This window comes from Burkholderia sp. AU15512 (assembly GCF_002223325.1).
GTDB lineage: Bacteria > Pseudomonadota > Gammaproteobacteria > Burkholderiales > Burkholderiaceae > Burkholderia.
Genome location: NZ_NKEX01000006.1, coordinates 2,183,009 through 2,203,726, shown reverse-complemented (window position 1 = coordinate 2,203,726; position 20,718 = coordinate 2,183,009). Strand labels below are relative to the sequence as shown.

The following is a 20,718-nucleotide window of genomic DNA, read 5'->3' as shown; positions in this document are numbered from 1 at the left end:
GGACTCTGAAGGGGAGGCGGGCGCGTGCCGTCTGAGCAGCACTGCGGGCTAGTGTTGTCGGCACCGTGCGCCCGGTCAAATCCGCAGAAAAAGGGGAGGGTCATCACTCCCGCTGATGATGGTCGCGGCGCGTCCCCGCGCCTACCCCACGCTTTCCCGCAGCAGCGCGATCATCCGCTGCGCCAGCGGCGGCACGTACGCGCCTGCCCGGTGCATCGCGCCGATGCGGCGCTCCAGGTCGAGTTCGCCGGCCCGCAGGTCGAGCGCGCGCAACCCGGTCACCTGATCGAGTGCATCCGCGCCGCCGACACACAGCAGCGGCGTACCGCGCAACAGCTGCAGCAGCGACGTATTGCCGAAGTCCGTCTCGATGCGCAGGCGCGGCGCGGGCAGGCCGCGTGCGCGGAACGCGTCGTCGATCCGGTGCCGCACGGGAATCGTCGCTTCCGGCAGCAGCCATTCCTGGTCGGCGAGATCCGCGAGCGTGAGCCCGCGCTTGCGCTGCAGCGGGTGCGCGGCGTCGGCGAGCACCGCCAGCCGGTCGTCGAACAGCGCGATGGTGTCGAGGCCGGCGTCCTGCTGCTGCGGTTCGGGCGCGACGACGAGATCGAGTTCGCCGGCCGCGAGCAGGTCGAGCAGTTCGCGCGCGAGCCGGCACCGCAACCGCAGCCGCGCGGCCGGCCGCTCGCGGATCAGTTGCCGGCACGCGCCGAGCACGAACGCATTGGGCACGGTCGGCGAGTAGCCGATCCGCACCACGCCCTGTTCGCCGCCGCGGATCGCGCGCATCTCCTGCAGCGCGTCATCGAACTCGAGCGCGATCCGCTGCGCCCGCGCGACGAAGCGTGCGCCGGCCGGCGTCGGCGTCATCCCGTTCGCGGTGCGCTCGAACAGCGTCACGCCGACTTGCCCTTCCAGCCGCTGCACGGCTTTCGTGAGCGCCGGCTGCGACAGCCCCAGCGCCTCGGCGGCCTTGCCGATGCTGCCGTGCCGCTCGACGGCCAGCAGGTACTCCAGATCGCGCGTATCCATCGGGGGATTCCTGTCGGTTATGACTTTATATCCGGTGATGCATTGTGGTGATGCCTGGGCATCTTACAGACTGGCGGCACTGTTCGACCAGGAGAATCGTTTTGAGCTTCGCCTACTTCCTGCGGCGCGCGGCCCGCTACTGGGGCAGCCAGCCCGCCGTGATCCACCGCGACCGCGCCGTCACGTACCGCCAGCTCGACGAGCGCTCGACACGGCTCGCGAATGCGCTGCGCGGCCTCGGCTTCGCACCCGGCACCCGCATCGCCGTGCAGGCGCGCAACTGCATCGAGCTCGTCGAGATCGAATGCGCGCTCTACAAGGCCGGCCTCGTGAAAGCCGCGCTGAATCCGCGCTTCACGGCGGCCGAGGCGGCCGACGTCGTCGGCAACTGCGCACCCGCCGCGTTCATCGGCGGGCGCGGCTACACGGATTACACGCCCGATTCGCCGGGCTTTGCGTCGGTCGAGCGGTTCGTGTCGATCGGCGGTGCGACGACCGGCTATCTCGACTACGACACGCTGGTCGCGAAGGGCAGCGATACGCCGCCCGACCATCTGCCGGCGCCGGACGACCTCGCCGTGCTGCATTTCTCGTCCGGCTCGACGGGGCGCATCAAGGCCGCGATGCAGAGCTACGGCAACCGCCTCGCGTCGCTGCGCAAGATCGTGCTGGGGATGGATCGCCCCGCGCAGCCCGGCGACCGGCTCGCGCTGATCGGCCCGATCACGCATGCGTCCGGGATGCTGATGCAGCCCTACCTGTTCTGCGGCGCGACGCTCGTGCTGTTCGACGCGTTCGAGCCCGCGCATTTCCTCGCCGAGGTCGCGCGCCAGCGCATCACGCACACGTTCATGGTGCCGGCGATGGTCAACATGCTGCTGAACGCGCCGGAGCTCGCGCAGGCCGACCTGCGCAGCCTGAAGGTGCTCGGCTACGGCGCGGCGCCGATGGCGCCGGCGCGCATCGAGGAAGCGTGGGCGCGCATCGGCCCCGTGCTGTCGCAAGGCTATGGCGCGAGCGAATCGACGTCGGGCGTCACGCGGCTCGGCATCGCCGACCACGCGCACGCGCTGCTGCACGATCGCGAGCGGCTTGGATCGTGCGGCCGGCCGCTCGGTGAAACCGAGGTGCGGGTGGTCGATGCCGACGGGCGCGAAGTCGAAGGCGACGCGATCGGCGAGATCGTGATTCGCGGCGCGGACGTGTTCCAGGGCTACTGGAATGCGCCGGAGCTGACGCGCGAGGTGCTGGTCGACGGATGGCTGCACACGGGCGACCTCGCGCGCACCGACCGCGACGGCTTCATCTATCTGGTCGACCGCAAGCACGACATGATCATCTCGGGCGGCTTCAACGTGTATCCAACCGAAGTCGAAGCGGCGCTCTATCGGCACGAGGGCGTGCTCGAGGCCTGCGTGGTCGGCGTGCCCGACGACAAGTGGGGCGAGGCCGTGAAGGCGGTGGTCGTGCTGCGTGCCGGCCGTGACGCGCAGGCGGACGATCTGGTCGCGCACTGCCGCGCGCAGCTCGCCGACTACAAGCTGCCGCGCTCCATCGATTTCGTCGCCGAGCTGCCGAAGAACGCGAACGGCAAGATCGCCCGCAAGCTCGTGCGCGAGCCGTACTGGCGCGGTGTCACGCGCCGCGTCAACTGAAGGAATCCACCATGTTCGATCATCTGCAACGCCCTGAATTCGTCGCGCTGCGTGCGGCCGTGCTGCGCTTCGTCGACGACGAACTGCGCCCGATCGAGCGCGAGCTGCGGCTCGACTCGGAAGACGTGTGGCCGCGCGACGTGCTGCGCCGCGTCTGGCAACGCTCCGCCGCGCTCGGCTTCTATACGGCGAGCCTGCCCGTCGAGATCGGTGGGCAGGGGCTGTCGATCGCCGAGGTGTGCGCGCTGAAGGCCGACCTCGCCGCGAGCGGCGCGGCGCTCGCGCCGCACGTGCTCGGCGAACTCGGCGGGCCGCCGCGCGTCGGCAACATGCTGAAGTACGCGACGCCCGCGCAGCTCGATCGCTATTTCAAGCCGGTGATGCGCGGCGAGAAATCGACGTGCTTCGCGCTGACCGAACCGCACTCGGGCTCGGACGCGATGAGCATCCGCACCGCGGCGGTCGAGGACGGCGATGCGCTCGTGATCAACGGCACGAAGCACTACATCAGCGGCGCGCCGTTCGCCGATTTCGCGATCGTGATGTGCGTGACCGATGCGTCCGCGACGCCGCCGCAGATCACGGCCGTGCTGGTCGATCTCGACCTGCCCGGCGTGAGCGTCGAGCACGAATACGTGCCGATGTCCGGCCAGCACATCGATGCGGACCTCCGCTTCGTCGACGTGCGCGTGCCGCGCGAGAACGTGTTCGGCGGGCTCGGCAACGGCTTCCGGCTCGGCATGTCGCGCATCAACGTGAACCGGCTGCTGCATTGCCCGACGATGCTCGGCCTCGCGATGTCCGCGTACCGGGCGTCGCTCGATTACGCACGCACGCGCCGGCAGTTCGGCGGCCCGATCGCGCGGTTCCAGGCGATCCAGCACATGCTCGCCGACATGGCCGCCGCGCTGTGGGCATGCGAAAGCATGATCGCGCATACGGCCGCGCTCGCCGATGCGGGCGCCGACCTGCGGATGACGGCCGCCGCCTGCAAGCTCTACGTGTCGGAGCGCTGTTTCGAGGTCGCGGACAAGGCCGTGCAGATCCACGGCAACGTCGGCGTCACGCGCGGCCATCCGGTCGAGCAGACGTTCCGCAAGCTGCGGATGTTCCGGATCCTGACCGGCACCAGCGAGATCCAGCGCAACACGATCGCGAAGGCGATTCTCGAGCCGGCCGGCGCGGGAGGCGCTGCATGACGGCCCGCGACGACGCACGTGGCGCGTGGCCGGCCGCCGATGGTGACGGCGACGCGCCGGCCTGGTCGTGCCTGCGCGGCGTGCGGATCGTCGATGCCGGCCAGCTGCTGCCCGGGCCGCATGCGTGCGCGTTGCTGCGCCAGCTCGGCGCGGACGTGATCAAGGTCGAGCCGCCGGGCGGCGACGCGTTGCGGCAGTTCGGCGCCGACACGTTCGCGCAGTTCAACCGCGGCAAGCGCTCGATCGTGCTCGACCTGAAGACGTCCGACGGCCGCGCACGCTTTCTCGATCTCGTGCGCGACGCCGATGCGGTGGTCGAAGGCAACCGGCCCGGCGTGATGGCGCGGCTCGGGCTCGGCTACGACGTGCTGGCGCACGCGAACCCGCGCGTCGTGCTGTGCTCGATCACCGGCTATGGGCAGCACGGCCCGTATGCGAACCGTCCTGGCCACGACCTGAACTTCCTGGCCGACGCCGGTTACTGGTCGGTGCCCGCGCAGTTGCACGACACCGTCGCGCGGCCGCGCGTGCGGCTGGCCGATCACGCGGCCGCGTTGCACGCCGCGCTCGCGCTGGCGGTGGCCGTGATGAGCGCCCGCACGAGCGGGCGCGGCCAGCATCTCGACGTGTCGATCCACGACGCGATTTTCGCGTGGACCGCGCCGGCCGCGTGGGCGCTGCGCACCGGCCGCGATACGCCCGACACGGCGCGCTGGGTGATGCCCGACAACGACCTGTTCGAGACCGCCGATGGCCGGCACCTCGTGCTCGCGACGCTCGAGGACAAGTTCTGGGCCGTGTTCGCCGATGCGCTCGGCGACGCGTATCCGGCGCTGCGCGAACCGCGCTTCGCGCAGCGCGCGGGCCGGCAGCAGCATCGGCACGCGCTGAGTGCGCTGCTGCGCGCGACCTTCGCGACGCGCACGCAGGACGACTGGATGCGCGCGCTCGGCACGCTCGGGCTGCCGGTGTCGCGCGTGCCCGACGCGGCCGCGGTGTTCGACGATCCGCACGTGCGCGAGCGTGGCGTCGCCCGCGAGGTGGCGGCCGACCGGTCGCTCGCGGTGCGCTTCCCGGTGAAGTTCTCGCTCGGCCTGCCGGACCGTGACGACCGGGTGCCGGCGCCCGGCGAGCACGGCGGCGGATAGCGCGACGCCACCGGCCGCCGACGACAAATACACAGGAGACAGCCATGACGAATGGTGCGCAGTACCGCCCCGGACGGGCGTGGTCCATCGCGACGATGCTCGCGCTGATGATGCTGGTGAATTTTCTCGACAAGGTCGTGCTCGGCCTCGTGTCGGTGCCGATGATGCGCGACCTGCATCTGAGCCCGACGCAGTTCGGTGTGATCGGCGGCAGCCTCAACTGGCTGTTCGCGGTCGCGGCGGTCGCGGGCGGTATCGCTGCGAACCGCTGGCCCGCGAAATGGCTGCTGTTCGCGATGGCGGCCGCATGGGCGCTGCTGCAACTGCCGATGCTCGCCGCGAGCTCGATCTGGGTCGTCATCGCGTGCCGCGTGCTGCTCGGCATCGGCGAAGGGCCCGCATCGCCGGTCGCGACGCATGCGATCTACAAATGGTTTCCCGATACACGGCGCAATCTCCCGGTCGCGCTGTTGCACCAGGGCAGCGCGCTCGGCCTGCTGATCGCGGGGCTCGCGATTCCGGTCGTCACGTCGCACTGGGGCTGGCGCGCGAATTTCGCGGTGCTGGCGGTGCTCGGGGCCGTGTGGTGCGTCGCGTGGGCGGTGCTCGGCGAGGAGGGCACGCTGTCGCGCGGCCCGCGCGCGGGCGGCGGCGAGCGCGTGCCGTACGGGCGGCTGCTCACCGACCGCACGGTGCTCGGCAACTTCCTCGGCCACTTCGCGGCGAACTGGATTCTCGCGATGACGCTCACGTGGATGCCGACCTACCTGCAGCTCGGGCTCGGCTTCGGGCCGCACGAGGCGGGGCGCATGTTCGCGCTGTTCGTCGCGGTCACGTCGCCGCTCAGTCTCGCGCTGGCCTGGCTGTCGCAAACCTTGCTCGCGCGCGGCATGCCATCGCGCCATGGGCGCGGCACGTTCATCGCCGTCACGCTCGCCATCGCCGGCGCGATGCTCGCCATGCTGCCGGTGCCGGAGCTGCCGCGCGCGGCGAAGCTCGTGCTGCTGACGCTCGGCAGCGGCCTGACGCTGACGATGTACTCGATCGGCCCCGCAATGCTCGCCGAGGTGACGCCCGACGCGCAGCGCGGCGGCGTGCTCGCGCTCAGCAACGGCTTCGCGTCGCTCGCGGGCCTCGGCGCGCCGGTCGTTACCGGGATGCTGATCGAGGCGAGCGGCGCGTCGGTCGCGCGCGGTTTCGAACAGGCGGGCGTCGTGTGCGGCGTCGTGTTGATCGCGTGCGGCGTGCTCGGCGCCTGGTGCCTCGATCCGCAGCGTTCGCTGCGGCGCCTCGCGGGCGACACGGAGCGTGCCGCGCCGACGGTCGGCGCGTGCGGCCGCTAGCGCGTGCCGCGCACATCGCATTGCATCGCATTCGGCGTACGGCCCGCCAGCCGGGCCGCGGCGCCTTTCGACGGGAGCAGTACCACGAAACGCCGCGCGACGACGCGGCAGGAGGAGACATGAAGAAGATGATCGCGGCGGCGCTGATCGGCACGCTGTGGGGAAGCGCGCACGCGCAGTCGAGCGTGACGCTGTTCGGCCAGGTCGGCGGCGGCGTGCGATGGGTCAACGGGCAACAGGGCGGCAGCCAGGTGGGCTTCAACGGCACCAACATCATCGCCGGCAACGAGTTCGGGATTCGCGGCAAGGAGGACCTGGGCGGCGGCACGACCGCGCTGTTCGTCCTCGACGGCGCGTACAACACCGGCACCGGCGCGTTGAAGACGCCGGGCACGCTGTTCTCGCAGGCCGCGTATGTCGGCGTGTCGGGCGCGTTCGGGCGATTCACGTTCGGCCGCCAGTTCAATGCGGCCGAGGATCTCGGCATCGCACTCGATCCGCTCGGCGGGCGCGGGCAATCGCTGGCGGTCGAGCCGGGCGTGCAGTTCGCGGGCAACTTCTTCACGCTCGATTCGCGCTTCAACAACACGATCAAGTATCTCGGCCAGGCGGGCGGCCTGAGGTTCGGCGCGAGCTATTCGCCGGGTGGGGTCGCGGGCAACACGCGCGCCGGGACGAATTTCTCGGCGGCGGCAATGTATTCGTTCGCGAACGTGATGGGTGGCGCGTCCTATTCGAAGACGTACAGCGCCGACGGCACGCAATCCGCGCAGACGATCCAGACGGGCGGCACATTGCAGTTCGGGCCCGCGCGCCTGTATGCCAGCTACGCGTCGCTGGCCGTGACCGCACAACGCGCCGGCGCGCCGACGCGACACGACGATATTCCGTCGCTCGCGCTGCTCGTGCAGGCGACGCCGCGGTTGCAGTTTTCCGCAGCGGGCTTCTTCGACATCGCGCGCCGCATCGGCAACGTCCCGGGTGCCGACGGCAACAAGCTGACGGTCTACGCGGTTGCCGAGTACTTCCTGTCGAAGCGCACCGAACTGTACGTCGAACTCGATCGCAACGGCATGACGGGCGCCTATATGCGCGACCCCGTGACGCGCGCCGCTTTGGGTTTGCGACCGGGCGCGAGTGCGACGACCGGCGCGACGCTCGGGATGATGACGCGCTTCTGAACGCGGCGTTTTTCTCATTCTAAGAAAAGAGGAATCCTTATGAAAATCCTGATGAAGTCCGTTTCTCGCATCGTGCTGGCGATCGCAACGTGCTGTACCGCACTGACGCCGGCGCTGGCGCAATCGGACGCGACAGTTGCGCCTTCATCCGCGCCGGTTGTCGCTGCCGCGCCGGCGGCGGCATCGGTCGTCAGGCAGCGCAAGGCGGCCGACCGCAAGCTGATGCGGCGCGTGAGCGCGGCGCTGGCCCGCACGCAGGGGCTGAATGCGACGCGCGTGCTGGTACGCGTGCGCGACGGTGTCGTGACGCTTGCCGGGTCGGTGTCCGACACGGGCCAGGTGGCGCTCGCGGCCGAGGCGGCGCGGGGCGTCGACGGCGTCGTGTCGGTCGTGAACCTGCTGCGGATCGACAGCCAGCCGTTGTGACGCGCGTCGCAGGCCTACCGCTCGATCTGCCGGTTCCAGCGCGTATCCCACTGCGCGCGGCGCGCGTTGATTGCGGTCCAGTCGACGACCGTTACCTTGCGCACCAGGTCGTCGACGTTGCCGAGGCTCTGCTGCATCGCGGCGGGCATCTTCGCGACGCGGTTGGTAGGGATCTGCTTGCCGGCCTCGGCGGCCTTCGTCTGCGCGGGCGCGGACAGCAGGAACTGCGCGAGCTTCTGCGCCAGCTGCGGATCGGGGTTGTTCGCGACCACGCACAGGTCGACGAGCAGCAGCACGGGGCCTTCCTTCGGGTTCGCGTACGCAACCGGGATGCCCTTGTCCTGCAGGTCGCCGACGCCGGTCGGCGTGAGCGGGAACAGGCCGGCCTCGCCGGTCTGCACCATCTCGGAGATCTTCGCCGAGTTCGGGATGTACTCGACGACGTTCGGCCCGACCGTGCTCGCCCACTTGCTGAAGCCTGGCTCGACGTTCTGCTCGCTGCCGCCGAGCAGCCGGTTGATCGCGAGGAAGCCGTGCAGCCCGAACGTGCTGCTCGACGCCGACTGGAACACGACCTTGCCCTTGTATTTCGGATCCGCGAAATCCATCCACGACGTCGGCGGCGCCCAGCCCTTTTCCGCGAACAGCTTCTTGTTGTACGCGATGCCGGTCATCCCGAGCTGCACGCCTGCGCCGACGTCGTCCTTCATTCGCGCGAACGGATACAGCTCCTTCAGCACCGGCGAGTCGTCGAGCTTCTGGCACACGCCGAGGCTGACCGCGCGCGCCATCACGCCGTCGTCGAGGAACGCGACGTGGATCTGCGGCTTGTTGCGGTTCGCGAGCAGCTTCGCGAGCACGTCCGACGACGTGCCGGGCACGACGACGACCTTCACGTTGTTCGCCTTCTCGAACTCGGGCAGCACCTGGCTCGTATAGGCCTTCTCCATCGGGCCGCCGTTCATGCCGACGTAGATCGTCTTCGTTTGCGCGAACGCGGGCGCGCTCACGCCGGCGACGCAGAGAGCGGCGGCGGCCGCAATCGTTCCGAGCAGTTTCACTTGTGGGTCTCCTCTTGGGGGAAAGGGGTGGTCGGCGTGGCTTGCGGGGCGAAACGGCCGATCGAGAACGCGTCGAGCGGCGTGGCAGTTTCGCCGGTCGTGACGAGATCGGCGAGCACGTCGCCGACACCCGGCGCGAGCAGGAAGCCGCCGCCGGAAAAACCGAACGCATGCAGCAGATTCGGCGTCGTGCGGCTCGCGCCGATGATCGGGTTGTGGTCGGGCGTGCAGCCTTCGACGCCGCTCCACGTGCGGATCAGCAGCGCGTCGCGCAGCGCGGGCAGCAGCGCACAGGCGTCGCGCATCGCCGCGCGCGTCGTATCGACCGACGGCTGGCCGAACTCGCCGTCGCCGCGGCCGCGCCCGCCGCCGATCACGCAATTGCCGCGCGCGACCTGCCGCGCATACACGCCGCCGCCATAGACGCCGAGGTTGTGCGTGATGAACGGCGGGAGCGGTTCGGTCACCCACATGTTCGGGTAGATCGGCTCCATCGGCACGGCTTCGCCGAAGCGCTCGGCGATCGTGTTCGCCCACGCGCCGGCCGAATTGATCAGCCACGTCGCGCTGCACATGCGGTCGCCTGCTTGAAAGTGAAAGCGCGCGCCGTCGTGGTAAACGTCGCCGACCGGCGTGTGCTCGAACACGTCGGCGCCCGCCGCGCGGGCCGCGCGCGCGAACGCGGGCGACACGAGGCGCGGGTTCGCGTGGCCGTCGGTCGCGCACAGCGAACCGCCGAGCGCCGCGCGGCCGAGCCACGGATAGCGGCGGCGGAACGCGTCGCCGCGCATCACCTGCAGCGGCAGGCCGTGCTCGCCGGCGAGCGTCGCGTACGCGTCGAGCGCGTCGAGATCGGCGTCGCTGCGCGCGAGCCGCAAATGGCCCGATACGACGAATTCGCCGTCGATGCCGATCAGTTCGGGCAGGCGATCCCAGATGCGCCGCGCGCGCAGCGCGAGCGGCAGTTGCTCGGCCGGGCGGCCCTGGCAGCGCACGCCGCCGTAGTTCACGCCGCTCGCCTGCGCGCCGCAGTCGCGCCGCTCGAACAGCCCGACGCGCAGGCCCCGCCGTGTCAGCGCCAGCGCGGCCGACGCGCCGACGAGGCCGCCGCCGACGATCGCGACGTCGTAATGCCGGATCTCACTCATCGCGCGCCTCGTCGGGAATTGCCGCGACGTCGTCGCCGCCTAGCGCGGCCGAGATGGGGAACGGCTTCACGGGCGGTTGCGCGCGCAACCGGCCGATGTCGGCCAGCGGGCGGCCGGTTTCCGCGGCCAGCACGAGCGCGGCCGCGTCGCCGCACATGCGGCCCTGGCAGCGGCCCATCCCGACCCGCGTCAGCGCTTTCAGCCGGTTCAGCTCGGTCGCTGCGCCGTCACGGATGCAGCGGCGCAGCGCGCCCGCGTCGATCTCCTCGCAGCGGCACACGATCGTATCGTCGGCGCAGCGTGCGGCCTGCTCGACGGGCGGCGCGAACGCCGCTTCGAGGCCCGTGCGGAAGGCGCCGATGCGCGCGAGCGTGCGTTCGAGCGTCGCCGCATCGGGCTTGCCGGACGGCGAGGGCGGCGCCATGCCCGCGTCGTCGAGCAACGCGAGCGCCGCGCGCCGGCCCGCCGCTTCGGCCGCGTCGGCACCCGCGATGCCTGCGCCGTCGCCCGCGACGTAAATCCCGCGCACCGACGTGCGGCCGGCCGCGTCGCGCTCGGGCAGCCATGCACGATTGACCGGGTCGAAACCGAACCGGCAGCCGGCAAGATCGGCGAGCTGCGTTTCCGAACGCAGGCCGAAGCCGAGGCCGAGCGCATCGCAGTCGAGCACGCGCGGCGGTGTATCGGCGCCGGCCGCGCGCCACGCGAGCCCCGTCACATGCCGTTCGCCGAGCACGCGCTCGAGCGTGACGCCCGTTTCGACCGCGACGCCGTGCGTGCGCAGCCAGCCGATGTAATACAGCCCCTTCGCGAAGGTGGAAGGCATGCGCAGCAGCGCAGGCGCGGCGGCAGCCTGGCGTCGCAGCGGGCTCGTGTCGAGCACGGCCGCGACGTGCGCGCCGGCCTTCGCATACTGGTACGCGACGAGATACAGCAGCGGCCCCGTGCCCGCGAACACGATGCGCCGGCCGATCGCGCAGCCTTGCGCCTTCAGCGCGACCTGCGCGCCGCCGAGCGTATAGACGCCCGCGAGGGTCCAGCCCGGCACCGGCAGCATCCGGTCGGTCGCGCCGCTTGCGACGATCAGGTGCGAATACGGCACGGCCACTTCGTGGCCGCCCTGCAGCGTATCGACGTGGCCCGCGCCACATGCCCACGCGAGCGTGTCCGGCCGGTAGTCGACGCGCGGCAGCAGCGCGGCCATGGTCCGGTGCACGGCGTCGGCCTTGGCGGCCTCGAACCCATACAGCGTGCGCTTGCCGCGCGCGAAAGCACCATCCGCCGGCGGTTGCCGGTAGATCTGCCCGCCCCAGCGCGCGTTCTCGTCGAGCACGACGGGGCGCAGCCCCGCGTCGACCAGCGCCTCGGCCGCGCGCACCCCGGCCGGGCCCGCGCCGACGATCACCGGTTGCAGTGCATCGTTCATCGCATGTCTCCGGTTGCCACGGGCTGCGCGCCAGTGACAATCCGCATGCCGTCGGCGATCGGCGTCGAGCACGCGCGCACGCGTGCGCCTGCCTCGGTGCGCACCCAGCAGTCCTGGCACGCACCGATCAGGCAGAAGCCCGCGCGCGGCAGGCCGCTGAATTCGCTCACGCGCACGCGGCGCTGAGCGACGAGGATCGCGGTGAGCACGGTGTCACCGGCAAGCGCGTGCGCGGGGCGGCCGTCGAGCGTGAACGCGATGACGGCGCGCTCGCGTTCGGCGACGCGCACGAATTGCGGGCCGTTGTCGGCGATGTCGGAGGAACGGGAAACGGAAGTCATCGTCAGTGTTGGCCGATCAGGATGCGGTTCAGGCCGTACACGCGATCGAGCAGCAGCATCGCGCCGGCAGTGATGAAGATGACGAGCGCCGACACCGACGCCATCATCGGGTCGATCGACTCGGTCGCGTACATGTACATGCGCACCGGCAGCGTGACCGTCTGCGGCGACGTGACGAAGATCGACATCGTCAGCTCGTCGAAGCTGTTGATGAACGCGAGCAGCCACCCGCCGGTGATGCCGGGCACGATCATCGGCAGCGTGATGCGGCGGAAGGTCGTCCACGGGTCCGCGCCGAGCGAGCACGCGGCCTGCTCGATGCTGCGGTCGAGGCCGGCGACGGACGCGAGCACGAGCCGCATCACGAACGGCGTGATGACGATCATGTGCGCGAGCACGAGCCACGCGAACGAGCCGGTCGCGCCGATCAGCGCGAAGAAGCGCAGCAACGCGATGCCGAGCACGAGGCCGGGGATCACCAGCGGCGACAGCAGCAGCCCGTTCAGGAACGCGCGGCCCGGAAACGTCGCGCGGCCGATCGCGAGGCCCGCCGGCAGCGCGATCGCGAGCGACAGCGTCGCCGATGCGAAGGCGAGCTTCAGGCTGTTGAGGAACGCGGTGACGAAGTCCGGGTAGTCGAGGATCGCGCGGAACCAGCGCAGCGACAGCCCGTGGGTCGGCAGCGTCAGCGTTTCGTCCGGCGTGAACGCGACCAGCACGACGATCGCGAGCGGCGCGAGCACGAACACGATCACGAGCGTGTGGAACGCGAGGGCGAAGGGGCCGTTCTTTCTCATCGGGATGCGCCTCCGAGGCTGCGCGCGTAGCGGCGTTCGAGCACGCGGTAGTAGGTGAGCATCACGACGAGGTTCGCGGCGAGCAGCAGCACCGCGATCGTCGCGCCGAGCGGCCAGTTCAGCGAGCCGAGGAATTCGTCGTAGACGGCCGTGGCCGCGACCTTCAGCCGGCGTCCGCCGAGCAGGCCGGGAATCGCGAACGCGCTTGCCGACAGCCCGAACACCATCAGGCTGCCCGACAGCACGCCCGGCATCAGCTGCGGCAGCACGATGCGGCGCAGCGTCGTGAACGGCGACGCCCCGAGCGACAGCGCCGCGTGCTCGGTCTGCGGATCGAGCCGTTGCAGCGCGGTCCACACCGGAATCACCATGAACGGCAGCATCACGTGCACCAGTGCGATCACGATCGCGAAGGTCGTGTATTCGAGCTTGTACGGCCCGAGGCCCGCGAGACCGAGCGCCTGGTTCACGAGCCCGCTCGTGTTCAGCAGCATGCTCCAGCCGAACGCGCGCACGACGACCGACACGAGCAGCGGCGCGAGGATCGCGAGCAGGAACAGCGAGCGCCACGGGTCGCGCATTTTCGACAGCACGTACGCTTCCGGCGTGCCGATCGCGACGCAGATCGCGGTCGTGAGTGCGGCGATCCCGAACGTGCGCAGGAAGATCGTGTGGAAGTACGACGAGCCGAGCACTTCCGCGTAGTTACCGAACTGGAACGCGGCGATCGCGCCCGTCGCCGGGTCGAAGCGGTAGAACGTCAGCACGAACGTCATCGCGAGCGGCACGAGCACGAGCGCGGCGAACAGCGCGAAGGCGGGTGCGCACATCAGCCACAGCGGCGCATGCGCGCGCCAGGTCGCGCGTGGTGTGCGCCGGACGGCGACGGTGCGTGTCGGCGTGTCGGGCTGCGCGAGGCCGGCCGGCACGTCGTCGGTGGTCAGCGGGCGGGTGGGCTGTCCCATTCAGGCCTCCCGGCGCATCACGCGCACCGCGTCGCTATGCCAGTCGATGCCGACCGGTGCGCCTTCCGCGAGCGGTTCCGCGCCTTCGTTCTGGCAGCACACGAGCACTTCGCCGAGCGCGCTGTCGACGCGGTACAGCCACTGGCTGCCGAGAAAGAAGCGGCTCGTGACGGTCGCGGCGAAGCGGCCGGCATCGGGCGCGCACAGCCGCAGCTTTTCCGGGCGGATGCAGACCGACACGGCATCGCCGACGCCCATGTCGCGCTCGCGCGGCGGCAGAAGCGCGGTGTGTCCCGTCTCGGTGAGGTCGTGCCCGAGGTCGATGCGGATCGCGTCGCCGTCGTGCGCGACGATCGTGCCGGGCAGCAGGTTCGCCTTGCCGATGAACTGCGACACGAAGCGGTTTTCCGGGCGCTCGTATGCACGGTACGGCGTGTCGGTCTGCGTGATGCGGCCTGCTTCCATCACGACCACGCGGTCGCTGATCGACAACGCTTCCGACTGATCGTGCGTGACCATGATCGTCGTCGTGCCGATCTTGCGCTGGATGGCGCGCAGCTCGAACTGCATGTCCTCGCGCAGCTTCGCGTCGAGGTTCGACATCGGTTCGTCGAGCAGCAGCACCGGCGGCTCGATCACGACCGCACGCGCGATCGCGACACGCTGCCGCTGGCCGCCCGACAGCTCGCGCGGAAAGCGGTGCGCGAGGGTATCGAGGCGCACGAGCGCGAGCGCGGCGCGGATGCGCTCCGTGCGCTCGGCCTTGTCGACGCCGCGCATGTCGAGGCCGAAGCCGACGTTTTCCGCGACGCTCATGTGCGGAAACAGCGCATAGCTCTGGAACACGATGCCGAGCCCGCGCCGGTTCGGCTTCAGGTGCGTGATGTCCTGCCCGTCGAGCGCGATGCGCCCGTGCGTGACGTCGACGAAGCCGGCGATCATCTGCAGCGTGGTGGTCTTGCCGCAGCCCGACGGCCCGAGCAGCGACACGAATTCGCCTTGTTCGACCGACAGGTTGACGTCGGCGACGGCGGTGAGGTCGCCGAAGGTTTTCGTCAGATCCGTAAGCGTGAGAAACGACATGGGAAGCTCCGGGTTCGCACACCGCGTGGCCGGTATGCCAATGACGCGGACTCTAGCCAGCCATATTTCGGAGCGTCAATTTCGAATTCTGCTGAACGGGATGAATTTCGGAAAAATTCCGGTGAACGGAATGGATCGTGGCGCGACATGCAAATCGTTCCGCTGGATGATGGGCGACCAGGCCGCGAAATGCACGCGTCAATCCCGTGCACACCCGGATGCCCGCGGAATTTCAGCCGGACGACAATGGCGGCTACCGTATTCCGTTCATTGAAATCATCGAGGAGAGCCGGCATGCAGGAACCCCATTCGCCCGGAACGTCGCCGGCCGCCCGCGCGGCGCACCCGGACGAGGACGCCGCCGATCCGGCCGGCGCGCCGGGCACCGGCATGCTGCAGCGTGCGTTCGCGATCCTACGCGCGCTGGCAGGCATGCAGCAGGACGGCGTGCGCGTCACGCATCTCGCGAAGGCTGTCGGCCTCACGCAGGGCACCGCGCACCGGATCCTGCAATCGCTGATCGCGGAAGGGATGGTCGAGCAGGACGAGCAATCGAAGCTGTACCGGCTGAGCGTCGACTTCTTCGCGCTCGCCGCGCAGGCCGGCAACCCGAGCAGCATGCGCACGCTGTGCCGCCCCGCGTTGTTGCGGCTGTGCGCGAGTCTCGGCGAGACGATCTTCCTGCTCGTGAAGAGCGGCTTCGACGCGGTGTGTCTCGACCTGTGCGAAGGGCCGTTCCCGATCCGCTCGTTCACCGGCGACATCGGCGGGCGCATCGCGCTCGGCGTCGGGCAGGGCAGTCTCGCGATCCTCGCGTTCCTGCCCGAAGCGGAACGCGAGGAAGTGATCCGCTTCAACGTGCCGCGCATTCGCGGCTATGGCGTGCTCGACGAGGTGTACCTGCGCACCGAGATCGAACGCGTGCGGCAGCTCGGCTACGCGGGCCGCAACAGCGGCGTGCTCGACGGGATGGCCGGCGTCGCCGTGCCGATCCTCGATCGCACCGGGTATCCGGTCGCCGCGCTGAGTGTCGGCACGCTCGCGTCGCGCCTCGGCGACGACCGGATGCCGATGGTCGTCGAGCTGCTGCGGCGCCAGGCCGATGCGATCGGGCCACGCACCAACCCGTTCGACGCCGCGCTGCGGCGGCCGATGCACGGGTTATCCGGGAAAACCGCATAGGCGCATCACGCGTCGCCGTTTCGTCAGCTTGCTTACGCGCGCCATTCACGTCTGAGCAAAGCGCGCCCCGTCCAGCGGGCTTGCGCGCTTTCGTTTCTCTTGCAGCGGCGCATCGTCCCCGCTCATCGCCCCGCCATTCGATTTTCAACTGCCGCCCAGTTGAACATTTCATTTCTTGATGCGATTGCGGCTGGATACCATCCAGCCACTGTCTATACAACCTGATCGGGCGTATGGGCAGGATCAAAAAAAAAAACACAACACATCGATGAACAGGTTTGGAGCGGAGAAGACGGAGATGGTACGAATCAAAGGTGGGAAGACGGGCGCCGCGGGCGTGGGCACAGCCGTGGCCATGCTGTTTGCCGGCGCCGCGCACGCGCAGTCGACGGTGACGCTGTACGGGATCGTCGACGCGGGCGTGACCTACACGAACAACGCGAAGGGCCATGCATTGTGGCAATTCACCGGCGGCAACGAATCGGGCCCGCGCTGGGGCTTGATCGGAACCGAGGATCTCGGCGGCGGCCTGAAGGCGAACTTCCGTCTCGAGAACGGCTTCAACGTCGCGAACGGCGCGCTCGGGCAGGGCGGCCGGATGTTCGGGCGTTCGGCGTGGGTCGGCCTGAGCGGCGCGAACTGGGGCGCGGTGACGCTCGGCCGCCAGTACAACTCGACGCAGGACATCCTCGGCTCGCTGCAGATGAGCAGCTTCCTCGCGCAGTACTCGACGCACCCGTTCGACAACGACGACATCAACAACACGTTCCGCACCAACAACGCGGTGAAGTACGTGTCGCCGACGATCGCGGGCCTGCAGGCGAATCTCGTGTACGGCTTCTCGAACTCGACCGGCTTCGCGAACGACAACAGCTGGAGCGCGGGCGTCACGTACGTGAACGGGCCGCTCAACGCGGGCGCCGCGTATGCGCGCGTGAACCATCCGGCGGTCAGCGCGAGCGGCGCCGTTGCTTCGGACAACTACTATCCGGCGTCGGCATCGGTGTTCGGCGCGAGCCTCGGGAACGCGATCCGCCAGCAGATCTGGGGCGCGGGCGGCAGCTACGCGATCGGGCCGGCCACGCTCGGCCTGCTGTACACGGGCTCGAACTTCGGGCAGGCGACGGGCGGTGCGCTGCGCTTCAACAACTACGAAGGCAGCCTGCGCTACCTGATCACGCCGGCGCTGATGGCCGCCGCCGGCTACACCTATACGCAGGTCGCGCGCGCCAGCGACAGCGGTCACTACCACCAGGTATCGGCCGGCGTGCAGTACCTGCTGTCCAAGCGCACCGACGTGTACGTGAACGGCTTCTACCAGAAGGCGTCGTCGGGTGTCGGCCAGGCGTGGATCGACGGCACCGACAGCGCGTCGTCGACGACGTCGCAGGTGGCGGTGGTGGTCGGCATCCGCCAGAAGTTCTGATGTTCTGACGCATACGCGCGTCTTCCGGAGGAGGCACTCATGAAACTCAAACTGTTGCTGGCGGCGTTGCCGTTCGTCGGAATGTATGCGGGCGGCTCGCTCGCCGAGGTGCGGCCGCTGCTGTTCGGGCTGCCGTTCCTGCTCGTCTGGAACCTGGTCTGGATGGCGGCCACCGCCGCGATCCTCGCGATCCTGTTCCATCTCGACGAACGCGCCGCGGCCCGCGCCGGCCGCCCGGGAGACGCGCGATGAACGCATCGATCCTCATCATCGCGGCGTTCGCCGTGTTCGCGCTCGCGATCGGTGTGATGGCGCGCCGCGGCCGCAAGCTCACGCTCGAGCAGTGGGCCGTCGGCGGGCGCGGCTTCGGCTCGCTGCTCACGTTCCTGCTGATGGCCGGCGAGGCGTTCTCGACGTTCTCGTTCCTCGGCGCGAGCGGCTGGACCTACAGCAAGGGCGTGCCCGCGTTCTACATCCTGTCGTACGGCTGCCTCGCGTTCGTGATCGGCTACTGGATGCTGCCGGCGATTTGGCGTTACGCGAAGGCGCGCGGGCTCGTGTCGTTCGCCGACTACTTCGCGGCGAAGTACGACAGCCGCGCGATCGGCGTGCTGGTGTCGGTCGTCGCGGTGTTCGCGATGGTGTCGCTGCTGATGATCCAGTTGCGCGGGCTCGGCGTGATCGTGTCGGAGATGTCGTACGGGCTGATTCCGCAAGCGGCCGCGATCTGGATCGCCGCGACGCTGATGGCCGTGTACATGGTGGTGTCGGGCATCCACGGCTCGGCGAGCATCGCGATCTTCAAGGACGTGCTGATTCTCGCGATCGCGATCTTCCTCGGCCTGTACCTGCCGATGCATTACTACGGCGGCCTCGGCGCGATGTTCGCGAAGCTCGACGCCGCGCATCCCGAACTGCTGCGCATGCCCGAGCACGGTTTCAACCTGAGCTGGTACAACTCGACGATCCTGCTCACGTCGCTCGGCTACTACCTGTATCCGCACGGCTTCACCGCGATCTACGTCGCGAAGGACGAGCGCGCGCTGCGCCGCAACGTGATCCTGATGCCGCTGTACCAGGTGCTGATCGCGTTCCTGTTCCTCGTCGGCTTCGCGGCCGTGATGACCGTGCACGGGCTCGAAGGCGCGCAGGCCGATCTCGCGCTGCTGCGGCTCGTGAAGCAGACGTTCCCCGCGTGGTTCGTCGGCATCGTTGGCGGCACGGGCCTGTTGACCGCGCTGGTGCCGGGTTCGCTGATCATGCTGAACGCGTCGACGACGATCGCGCGCAACATCTACCGCGAAGGTTTCGCGCCGAACGCGACCGACCGCGAGGTGACGCGCGTCGCGCGGATCGCGCTGCCGATCTTCACGCTGGTGGTCGTCTACTTCGTGCTGCGCGGCGGCGCGACGTTCGTCACGCTCGCGATCTTCTCGTCGAGCCTGCTCACGCAGCTCGTGCCGATGCTCGCATCGAGCTTTCTGAAGCGGCCGTTCGGCACGCGCGAAGGTGCGTTCGCGGGGATCGTCGCCGGCGCGATCGTGATCGCGATGACGAACACCTATGGCGTGACGCTCGCGTCGCTGTTCCCGCGCGCGTCGAACACGCTGACGTCGATCAACCCCGGGCTCGTCGCGCTTGCGGTGAATGCGGTGGTGTTCATCGTGACCAGCGCGGGGCAGCGCAGGCTGAAGGCGCGGGTTGCTGCGCCGGTCGGTTCCGCGTGACGACTGGACGGCTGGACGGCAATGAAATCAATCGAACGACAACAGGACATTGTGCGATGACGACCGAGGACAACCAGGCGGACAACCGCGAAGCGATCGACACGCTGATCGCGAATGGCTGCGTGATCACGATGGACCCGCAGCGGCGCGTGATCGAGCACGGCGCGGTTGCCGTGAAGGGCGATCGTATCGTCGCCGTGGGCGGCACCGACGAGCTGCAGGCGCGCTACCGCGCCACACGTACGATCGACGCGCGCCGCAAGGCCGTGCTGCCGGGCCTGATCGATGCGCATGCGCATGCGGGCCACGCGATGCTGCGCACGATCGGCGGCGCGGACGGCGACGCATGGTCGGCCGCGGCCGAGACGATCTACACGCGTGCGTCCGACGAGGCGTTCTGGGAGACCGAATCGCACCTGGCCGCGCTCGAGCGGCTGAAGGCCGGGGTGACGACGGGCGTGTCGCTGCTCGGCGGCGGCAACTCGATCATGCGCGTCGACGATCCGGTCTATGCGCGGCGCCATTGCGATGCGGTCGTGCGCACCGGTACGCGCTCGATCGTCGCGGTCGGCCCGTCGCGGCCGCCCGCGCCGCGTGCTTATACGCGCCACACGCCGGACGGCAGCGACACGCGCGACATCGATTTCGACACGATGTACGCAGTGTGCAGAAGCATCATCGACGAATGCCACGGCGATGCCGGCGGCCGGATCCGCATCGCGCTCACGCTGCCCGTGTACGGGCCCGAGCACGACCCCGAACTCGCGCAGTACGAGCGCGACTTCCGCGACCAGGCCGCGCGTTACGGCGCGCTGGCGCGCGAGTGCGGGTTGACGTTCACACAGGACGGCCACCGCGCGGGTACGCTCGCGTTCGCGCATCGCGAGCTCGGCTTGCTCGGCCCGACGTCGTTCATGTCGCACAGCATCGACCTGACCGACGACGACATCGCGGCATGCGTCGAGACGGGCACGGCGATCGTCCACAACCCGAGCGCGATCATGTCGATCATCGGGCGCTGCCCGGTGCCCGAGCTGATCGATGCGGGCGTGACGGTGGCGATCGCGTCGGACGGCGCGGCGCCCGATCGCGGCTACGACATGTTCCGCCACATGTGGCAGTGCATGCATTACCACCGCCGGCATTTCCGCGACCCGGACGTGCTGCCGCACGGCAAGGTGCTGGAGATGGTGACGATCGACGCGGCGAAGGCGCTGTCGGTCGATCACGAAGTCGGTTCGCTCGAAGCGGGCAAGCTCGCCGACATCATCCTCGTCGACCTGTTCCGGCCGCACATGATGCCGATGAACATGCCGGTGTATCGCGTGACGTGCTTCGCGAACGCGGCCGACGTGTGCATGACGATGGTCGGCGGCAGGGTGCTGATGGAGGATCGGAAGGTGTTGTCGGTGGACGAAGGCGCGATTCTCGAACGGGTGAATGAAGTCGCGGCACTCACGATCGAGCGCAGCGGGTTGCGTCACCTGCTCGACGAGCCGAGGACGCTGTGGGGACGCAGCCGCTATTGACTGACAAAAATTGACATGACGGGACGAACTCTTGTCGGCGTTGTGGCGA

19 protein-coding genes are annotated in these 20,718 nt (G+C 69.4%); 11 read left to right on the top strand and 8 right to left on the bottom strand.

All coding sequences use genetic code 11. The features are described 5' to 3' along the window. Window positions 1-141 precede the first annotated feature (141 nt). Entirely contained in the window at window positions 142-1,032 is an 891-nt protein-coding gene (locus tag CFB43_RS29185) for a LysR family transcriptional regulator (RefSeq protein WP_089497603.1), read from the bottom strand. 101 nt (window positions 1,033-1,133) lie between these two features. Between CFB43_RS29185 and CFB43_RS29180 the strand changes: the two genes are divergently transcribed. From CFB43_RS29180 to CFB43_RS29155, 6 genes are all read left to right on the top strand, one after another. Then, a complete protein-coding gene (locus CFB43_RS29180) occupies window positions 1,134-2,687 on the top strand; it encodes an AMP-binding protein (RefSeq protein WP_089497602.1) in 1,554 nt (517 codons plus the stop codon). Window positions 2,688-2,698: 11 nt separating this feature from the next. Further along, the gene (locus tag CFB43_RS29175) at window positions 2,699-3,886 is read left to right on the top strand and encodes an acyl-CoA dehydrogenase family protein (RefSeq protein WP_089497601.1); all 1,188 of its coding nucleotides are present in this window, start codon (window positions 2,699-2,701) and stop codon (window positions 3,884-3,886) included. After that, on the top strand, window positions 3,883-5,034 hold the full coding sequence (locus CFB43_RS29170; protein WP_089497600.1) for a CaiB/BaiF CoA transferase family protein: 1,152 nt from the start codon (window positions 3,883-3,885) through the stop codon (window positions 5,032-5,034). The genes CFB43_RS29175 and CFB43_RS29170 overlap by 4 nt, the downstream gene beginning before the upstream one ends. A gap of 44 nt (window positions 5,035-5,078) precedes the next feature. Next, entirely contained in the window at window positions 5,079-6,377 is a 1,299-nt protein-coding gene (locus CFB43_RS29165) for an MFS transporter (protein WP_089497599.1), read from the top strand. 119 nt (window positions 6,378-6,496) lie between these two features. Beyond that, entirely contained in the window at window positions 6,497-7,558 is a 1,062-nt protein-coding gene (locus CFB43_RS29160) for a porin (protein ID WP_089497598.1), read from the top strand. Window positions 7,559-7,609: 51 nt separating this feature from the next. Continuing rightward, entirely contained in the window at window positions 7,610-7,984 is a 375-nt protein-coding gene (locus tag CFB43_RS29155) for a BON domain-containing protein (RefSeq protein ID WP_089498183.1), read from the top strand. Window positions 7,985-7,998: 14 nt separating this feature from the next. Here the strand turns inward: CFB43_RS29155 and CFB43_RS29150 are convergent, their stop codons facing one another. From CFB43_RS29150 to CFB43_RS29120, 7 genes are read right to left on the bottom strand one after another with little or no spacing between them, the layout of a single operon-like run. Continuing rightward, window positions 7,999-9,045, bottom strand: coding sequence for an ABC transporter substrate-binding protein (locus CFB43_RS29150; RefSeq protein WP_089497597.1), 1,047 nt, complete (start codon window positions 9,043-9,045; stop codon window positions 7,999-8,001). Continuing rightward, window positions 9,042-10,193, bottom strand: coding sequence for an NAD(P)/FAD-dependent oxidoreductase (locus CFB43_RS29145; protein WP_089497596.1), 1,152 nt, complete (start codon window positions 10,191-10,193; stop codon window positions 9,042-9,044). The genes CFB43_RS29150 and CFB43_RS29145 overlap by 4 nt, the downstream gene beginning before the upstream one ends. Continuing rightward, window positions 10,186-11,619, bottom strand: a complete 1,434-nt coding sequence (locus CFB43_RS29140) for an FAD/NAD(P)-dependent oxidoreductase (RefSeq protein WP_089497595.1) — start codon at window positions 11,617-11,619, stop codon at window positions 10,186-10,188. Before CFB43_RS29140 ends, CFB43_RS29145 begins: the two co-directional genes overlap by 8 nt. Continuing rightward, the gene (locus CFB43_RS29135; RefSeq protein WP_089497594.1) at window positions 11,616-11,960 is read right to left on the bottom strand and encodes a (2Fe-2S)-binding protein; all 345 of its coding nucleotides are present in this window, start codon (window positions 11,958-11,960) and stop codon (window positions 11,616-11,618) included. The genes CFB43_RS29140 and CFB43_RS29135 overlap by 4 nt, the downstream gene beginning before the upstream one ends. 2 nt (window positions 11,961-11,962) lie before the next feature. After that, a complete protein-coding gene (locus tag CFB43_RS29130) occupies window positions 11,963-12,757 on the bottom strand; it encodes an ABC transporter permease (RefSeq protein ID WP_089497593.1) in 795 nt (264 codons plus the stop codon). Beyond that, window positions 12,754-13,722 (bottom strand): ABC transporter permease, encoded by a 969-nt coding sequence (locus CFB43_RS29125; RefSeq protein ID WP_089497592.1) that lies wholly within the window; start codon window positions 13,720-13,722, stop codon window positions 12,754-12,756. The genes CFB43_RS29130 and CFB43_RS29125 overlap by 4 nt, the downstream gene beginning before the upstream one ends. Further along, on the bottom strand, window positions 13,723-14,805 hold the full coding sequence (locus CFB43_RS29120) for an ABC transporter ATP-binding protein (protein ID WP_089497591.1): 1,083 nt from the start codon (window positions 14,803-14,805) through the stop codon (window positions 13,723-13,725). Between the two features lie 294 nt (window positions 14,806-15,099). On the opposite strand from CFB43_RS29120, the gene CFB43_RS29110 reads away from it, so the two are divergent. From CFB43_RS29110 to CFB43_RS29090, 5 genes are all read left to right on the top strand, one after another. After that, a complete protein-coding gene (locus CFB43_RS29110) occupies window positions 15,100-15,987 on the top strand; it encodes an IclR family transcriptional regulator (RefSeq protein WP_089497590.1) in 888 nt (295 codons plus the stop codon). Window positions 15,988-16,285: 298 nt separating this feature from the next. Continuing rightward, complete coding sequence (locus tag CFB43_RS29105; protein WP_144023126.1) at window positions 16,286-17,413, top strand: porin; 1,128 nt, start codon at window positions 16,286-16,288, stop codon at window positions 17,411-17,413. A 39-nt stretch (window positions 17,414-17,452) separates the two neighbouring features. Then, on the top strand, window positions 17,453-17,665 hold the full coding sequence (locus tag CFB43_RS29100) for a DUF3311 domain-containing protein (protein WP_089497588.1): 213 nt from the start codon (window positions 17,453-17,455) through the stop codon (window positions 17,663-17,665). Further along, complete coding sequence (locus CFB43_RS29095; RefSeq protein ID WP_089497587.1) at window positions 17,662-19,140, top strand: sodium:solute symporter family protein; 1,479 nt, start codon at window positions 17,662-17,664, stop codon at window positions 19,138-19,140. Before CFB43_RS29100 ends, CFB43_RS29095 begins: the two co-directional genes overlap by 4 nt. 56 nt (window positions 19,141-19,196) lie before the next feature. Then, window positions 19,197-20,669, top strand: coding sequence for an amidohydrolase family protein (locus CFB43_RS29090; protein ID WP_089497586.1), 1,473 nt, complete (start codon window positions 19,197-19,199; stop codon window positions 20,667-20,669). Window positions 20,670-20,718 lie beyond the last annotated feature (49 nt).

Excerpts from the sequence above, each read along its gene's own strand:
- CFB43_RS29185 (WP_089497603.1), bottom strand. The coding sequence starts at position 1,032 with ATGGATACGCGCGATCTGGAGTACCTGCTGGCCGTCGAGCGGCACGGC.
- CFB43_RS29175 (WP_089497601.1), top strand. The coding sequence starts at position 2,699 with ATGTTCGATCATCTGCAACGCCCTGAATTCGTCGCGCTGCGTGCGGCC.
- CFB43_RS29170 (WP_089497600.1), top strand. The coding sequence starts at position 3,883 with ATGACGGCCCGCGACGACGCACGTGGCGCGTGGCCGGCCGCCGATGGT.
- CFB43_RS29165 (WP_089497599.1), top strand. The coding sequence starts at position 5,079 with ATGACGAATGGTGCGCAGTACCGCCCCGGACGGGCGTGGTCCATCGCG.
- CFB43_RS29160 (WP_089497598.1), top strand. The coding sequence starts at position 6,497 with ATGAAGAAGATGATCGCGGCGGCGCTGATCGGCACGCTGTGGGGAAGC.
- CFB43_RS29155 (WP_089498183.1), top strand. The coding sequence starts at position 7,610 with ATGAAGTCCGTTTCTCGCATCGTGCTGGCGATCGCAACGTGCTGTACC.
- CFB43_RS29145 (WP_089497596.1), bottom strand. The coding sequence starts at position 10,193 with ATGAGTGAGATCCGGCATTACGACGTCGCGATCGTCGGCGGCGGCCTC.
- CFB43_RS29140 (WP_089497595.1), bottom strand. The coding sequence starts at position 11,619 with ATGAACGATGCACTGCAACCGGTGATCGTCGGCGCGGGCCCGGCCGGG.
- CFB43_RS29135 (WP_089497594.1), bottom strand. The coding sequence starts at position 11,960 with ATGACTTCCGTTTCCCGTTCCTCCGACATCGCCGACAACGGCCCGCAA.
- CFB43_RS29130 (WP_089497593.1), bottom strand. The coding sequence starts at position 12,757 with ATGAGAAAGAACGGCCCCTTCGCCCTCGCGTTCCACACGCTCGTGATC.
- CFB43_RS29125 (WP_089497592.1), bottom strand. The coding sequence starts at position 13,722 with ATGGGACAGCCCACCCGCCCGCTGACCACCGACGACGTGCCGGCCGGC.
- CFB43_RS29120 (WP_089497591.1), bottom strand. The coding sequence starts at position 14,805 with ATGTCGTTTCTCACGCTTACGGATCTGACGAAAACCTTCGGCGACCTC.
- CFB43_RS29110 (WP_089497590.1), top strand. The coding sequence starts at position 15,100 with ATGCAGGAACCCCATTCGCCCGGAACGTCGCCGGCCGCCCGCGCGGCG.
- CFB43_RS29105 (WP_144023126.1), top strand. The coding sequence starts at position 16,286 with ATGGTACGAATCAAAGGTGGGAAGACGGGCGCCGCGGGCGTGGGCACA.
- CFB43_RS29100 (WP_089497588.1), top strand. The coding sequence starts at position 17,453 with ATGAAACTCAAACTGTTGCTGGCGGCGTTGCCGTTCGTCGGAATGTAT.
- CFB43_RS29095 (WP_089497587.1), top strand. The coding sequence starts at position 17,662 with ATGAACGCATCGATCCTCATCATCGCGGCGTTCGCCGTGTTCGCGCTC.
- CFB43_RS29090 (WP_089497586.1), top strand. The coding sequence starts at position 19,197 with ATGACGACCGAGGACAACCAGGCGGACAACCGCGAAGCGATCGACACG.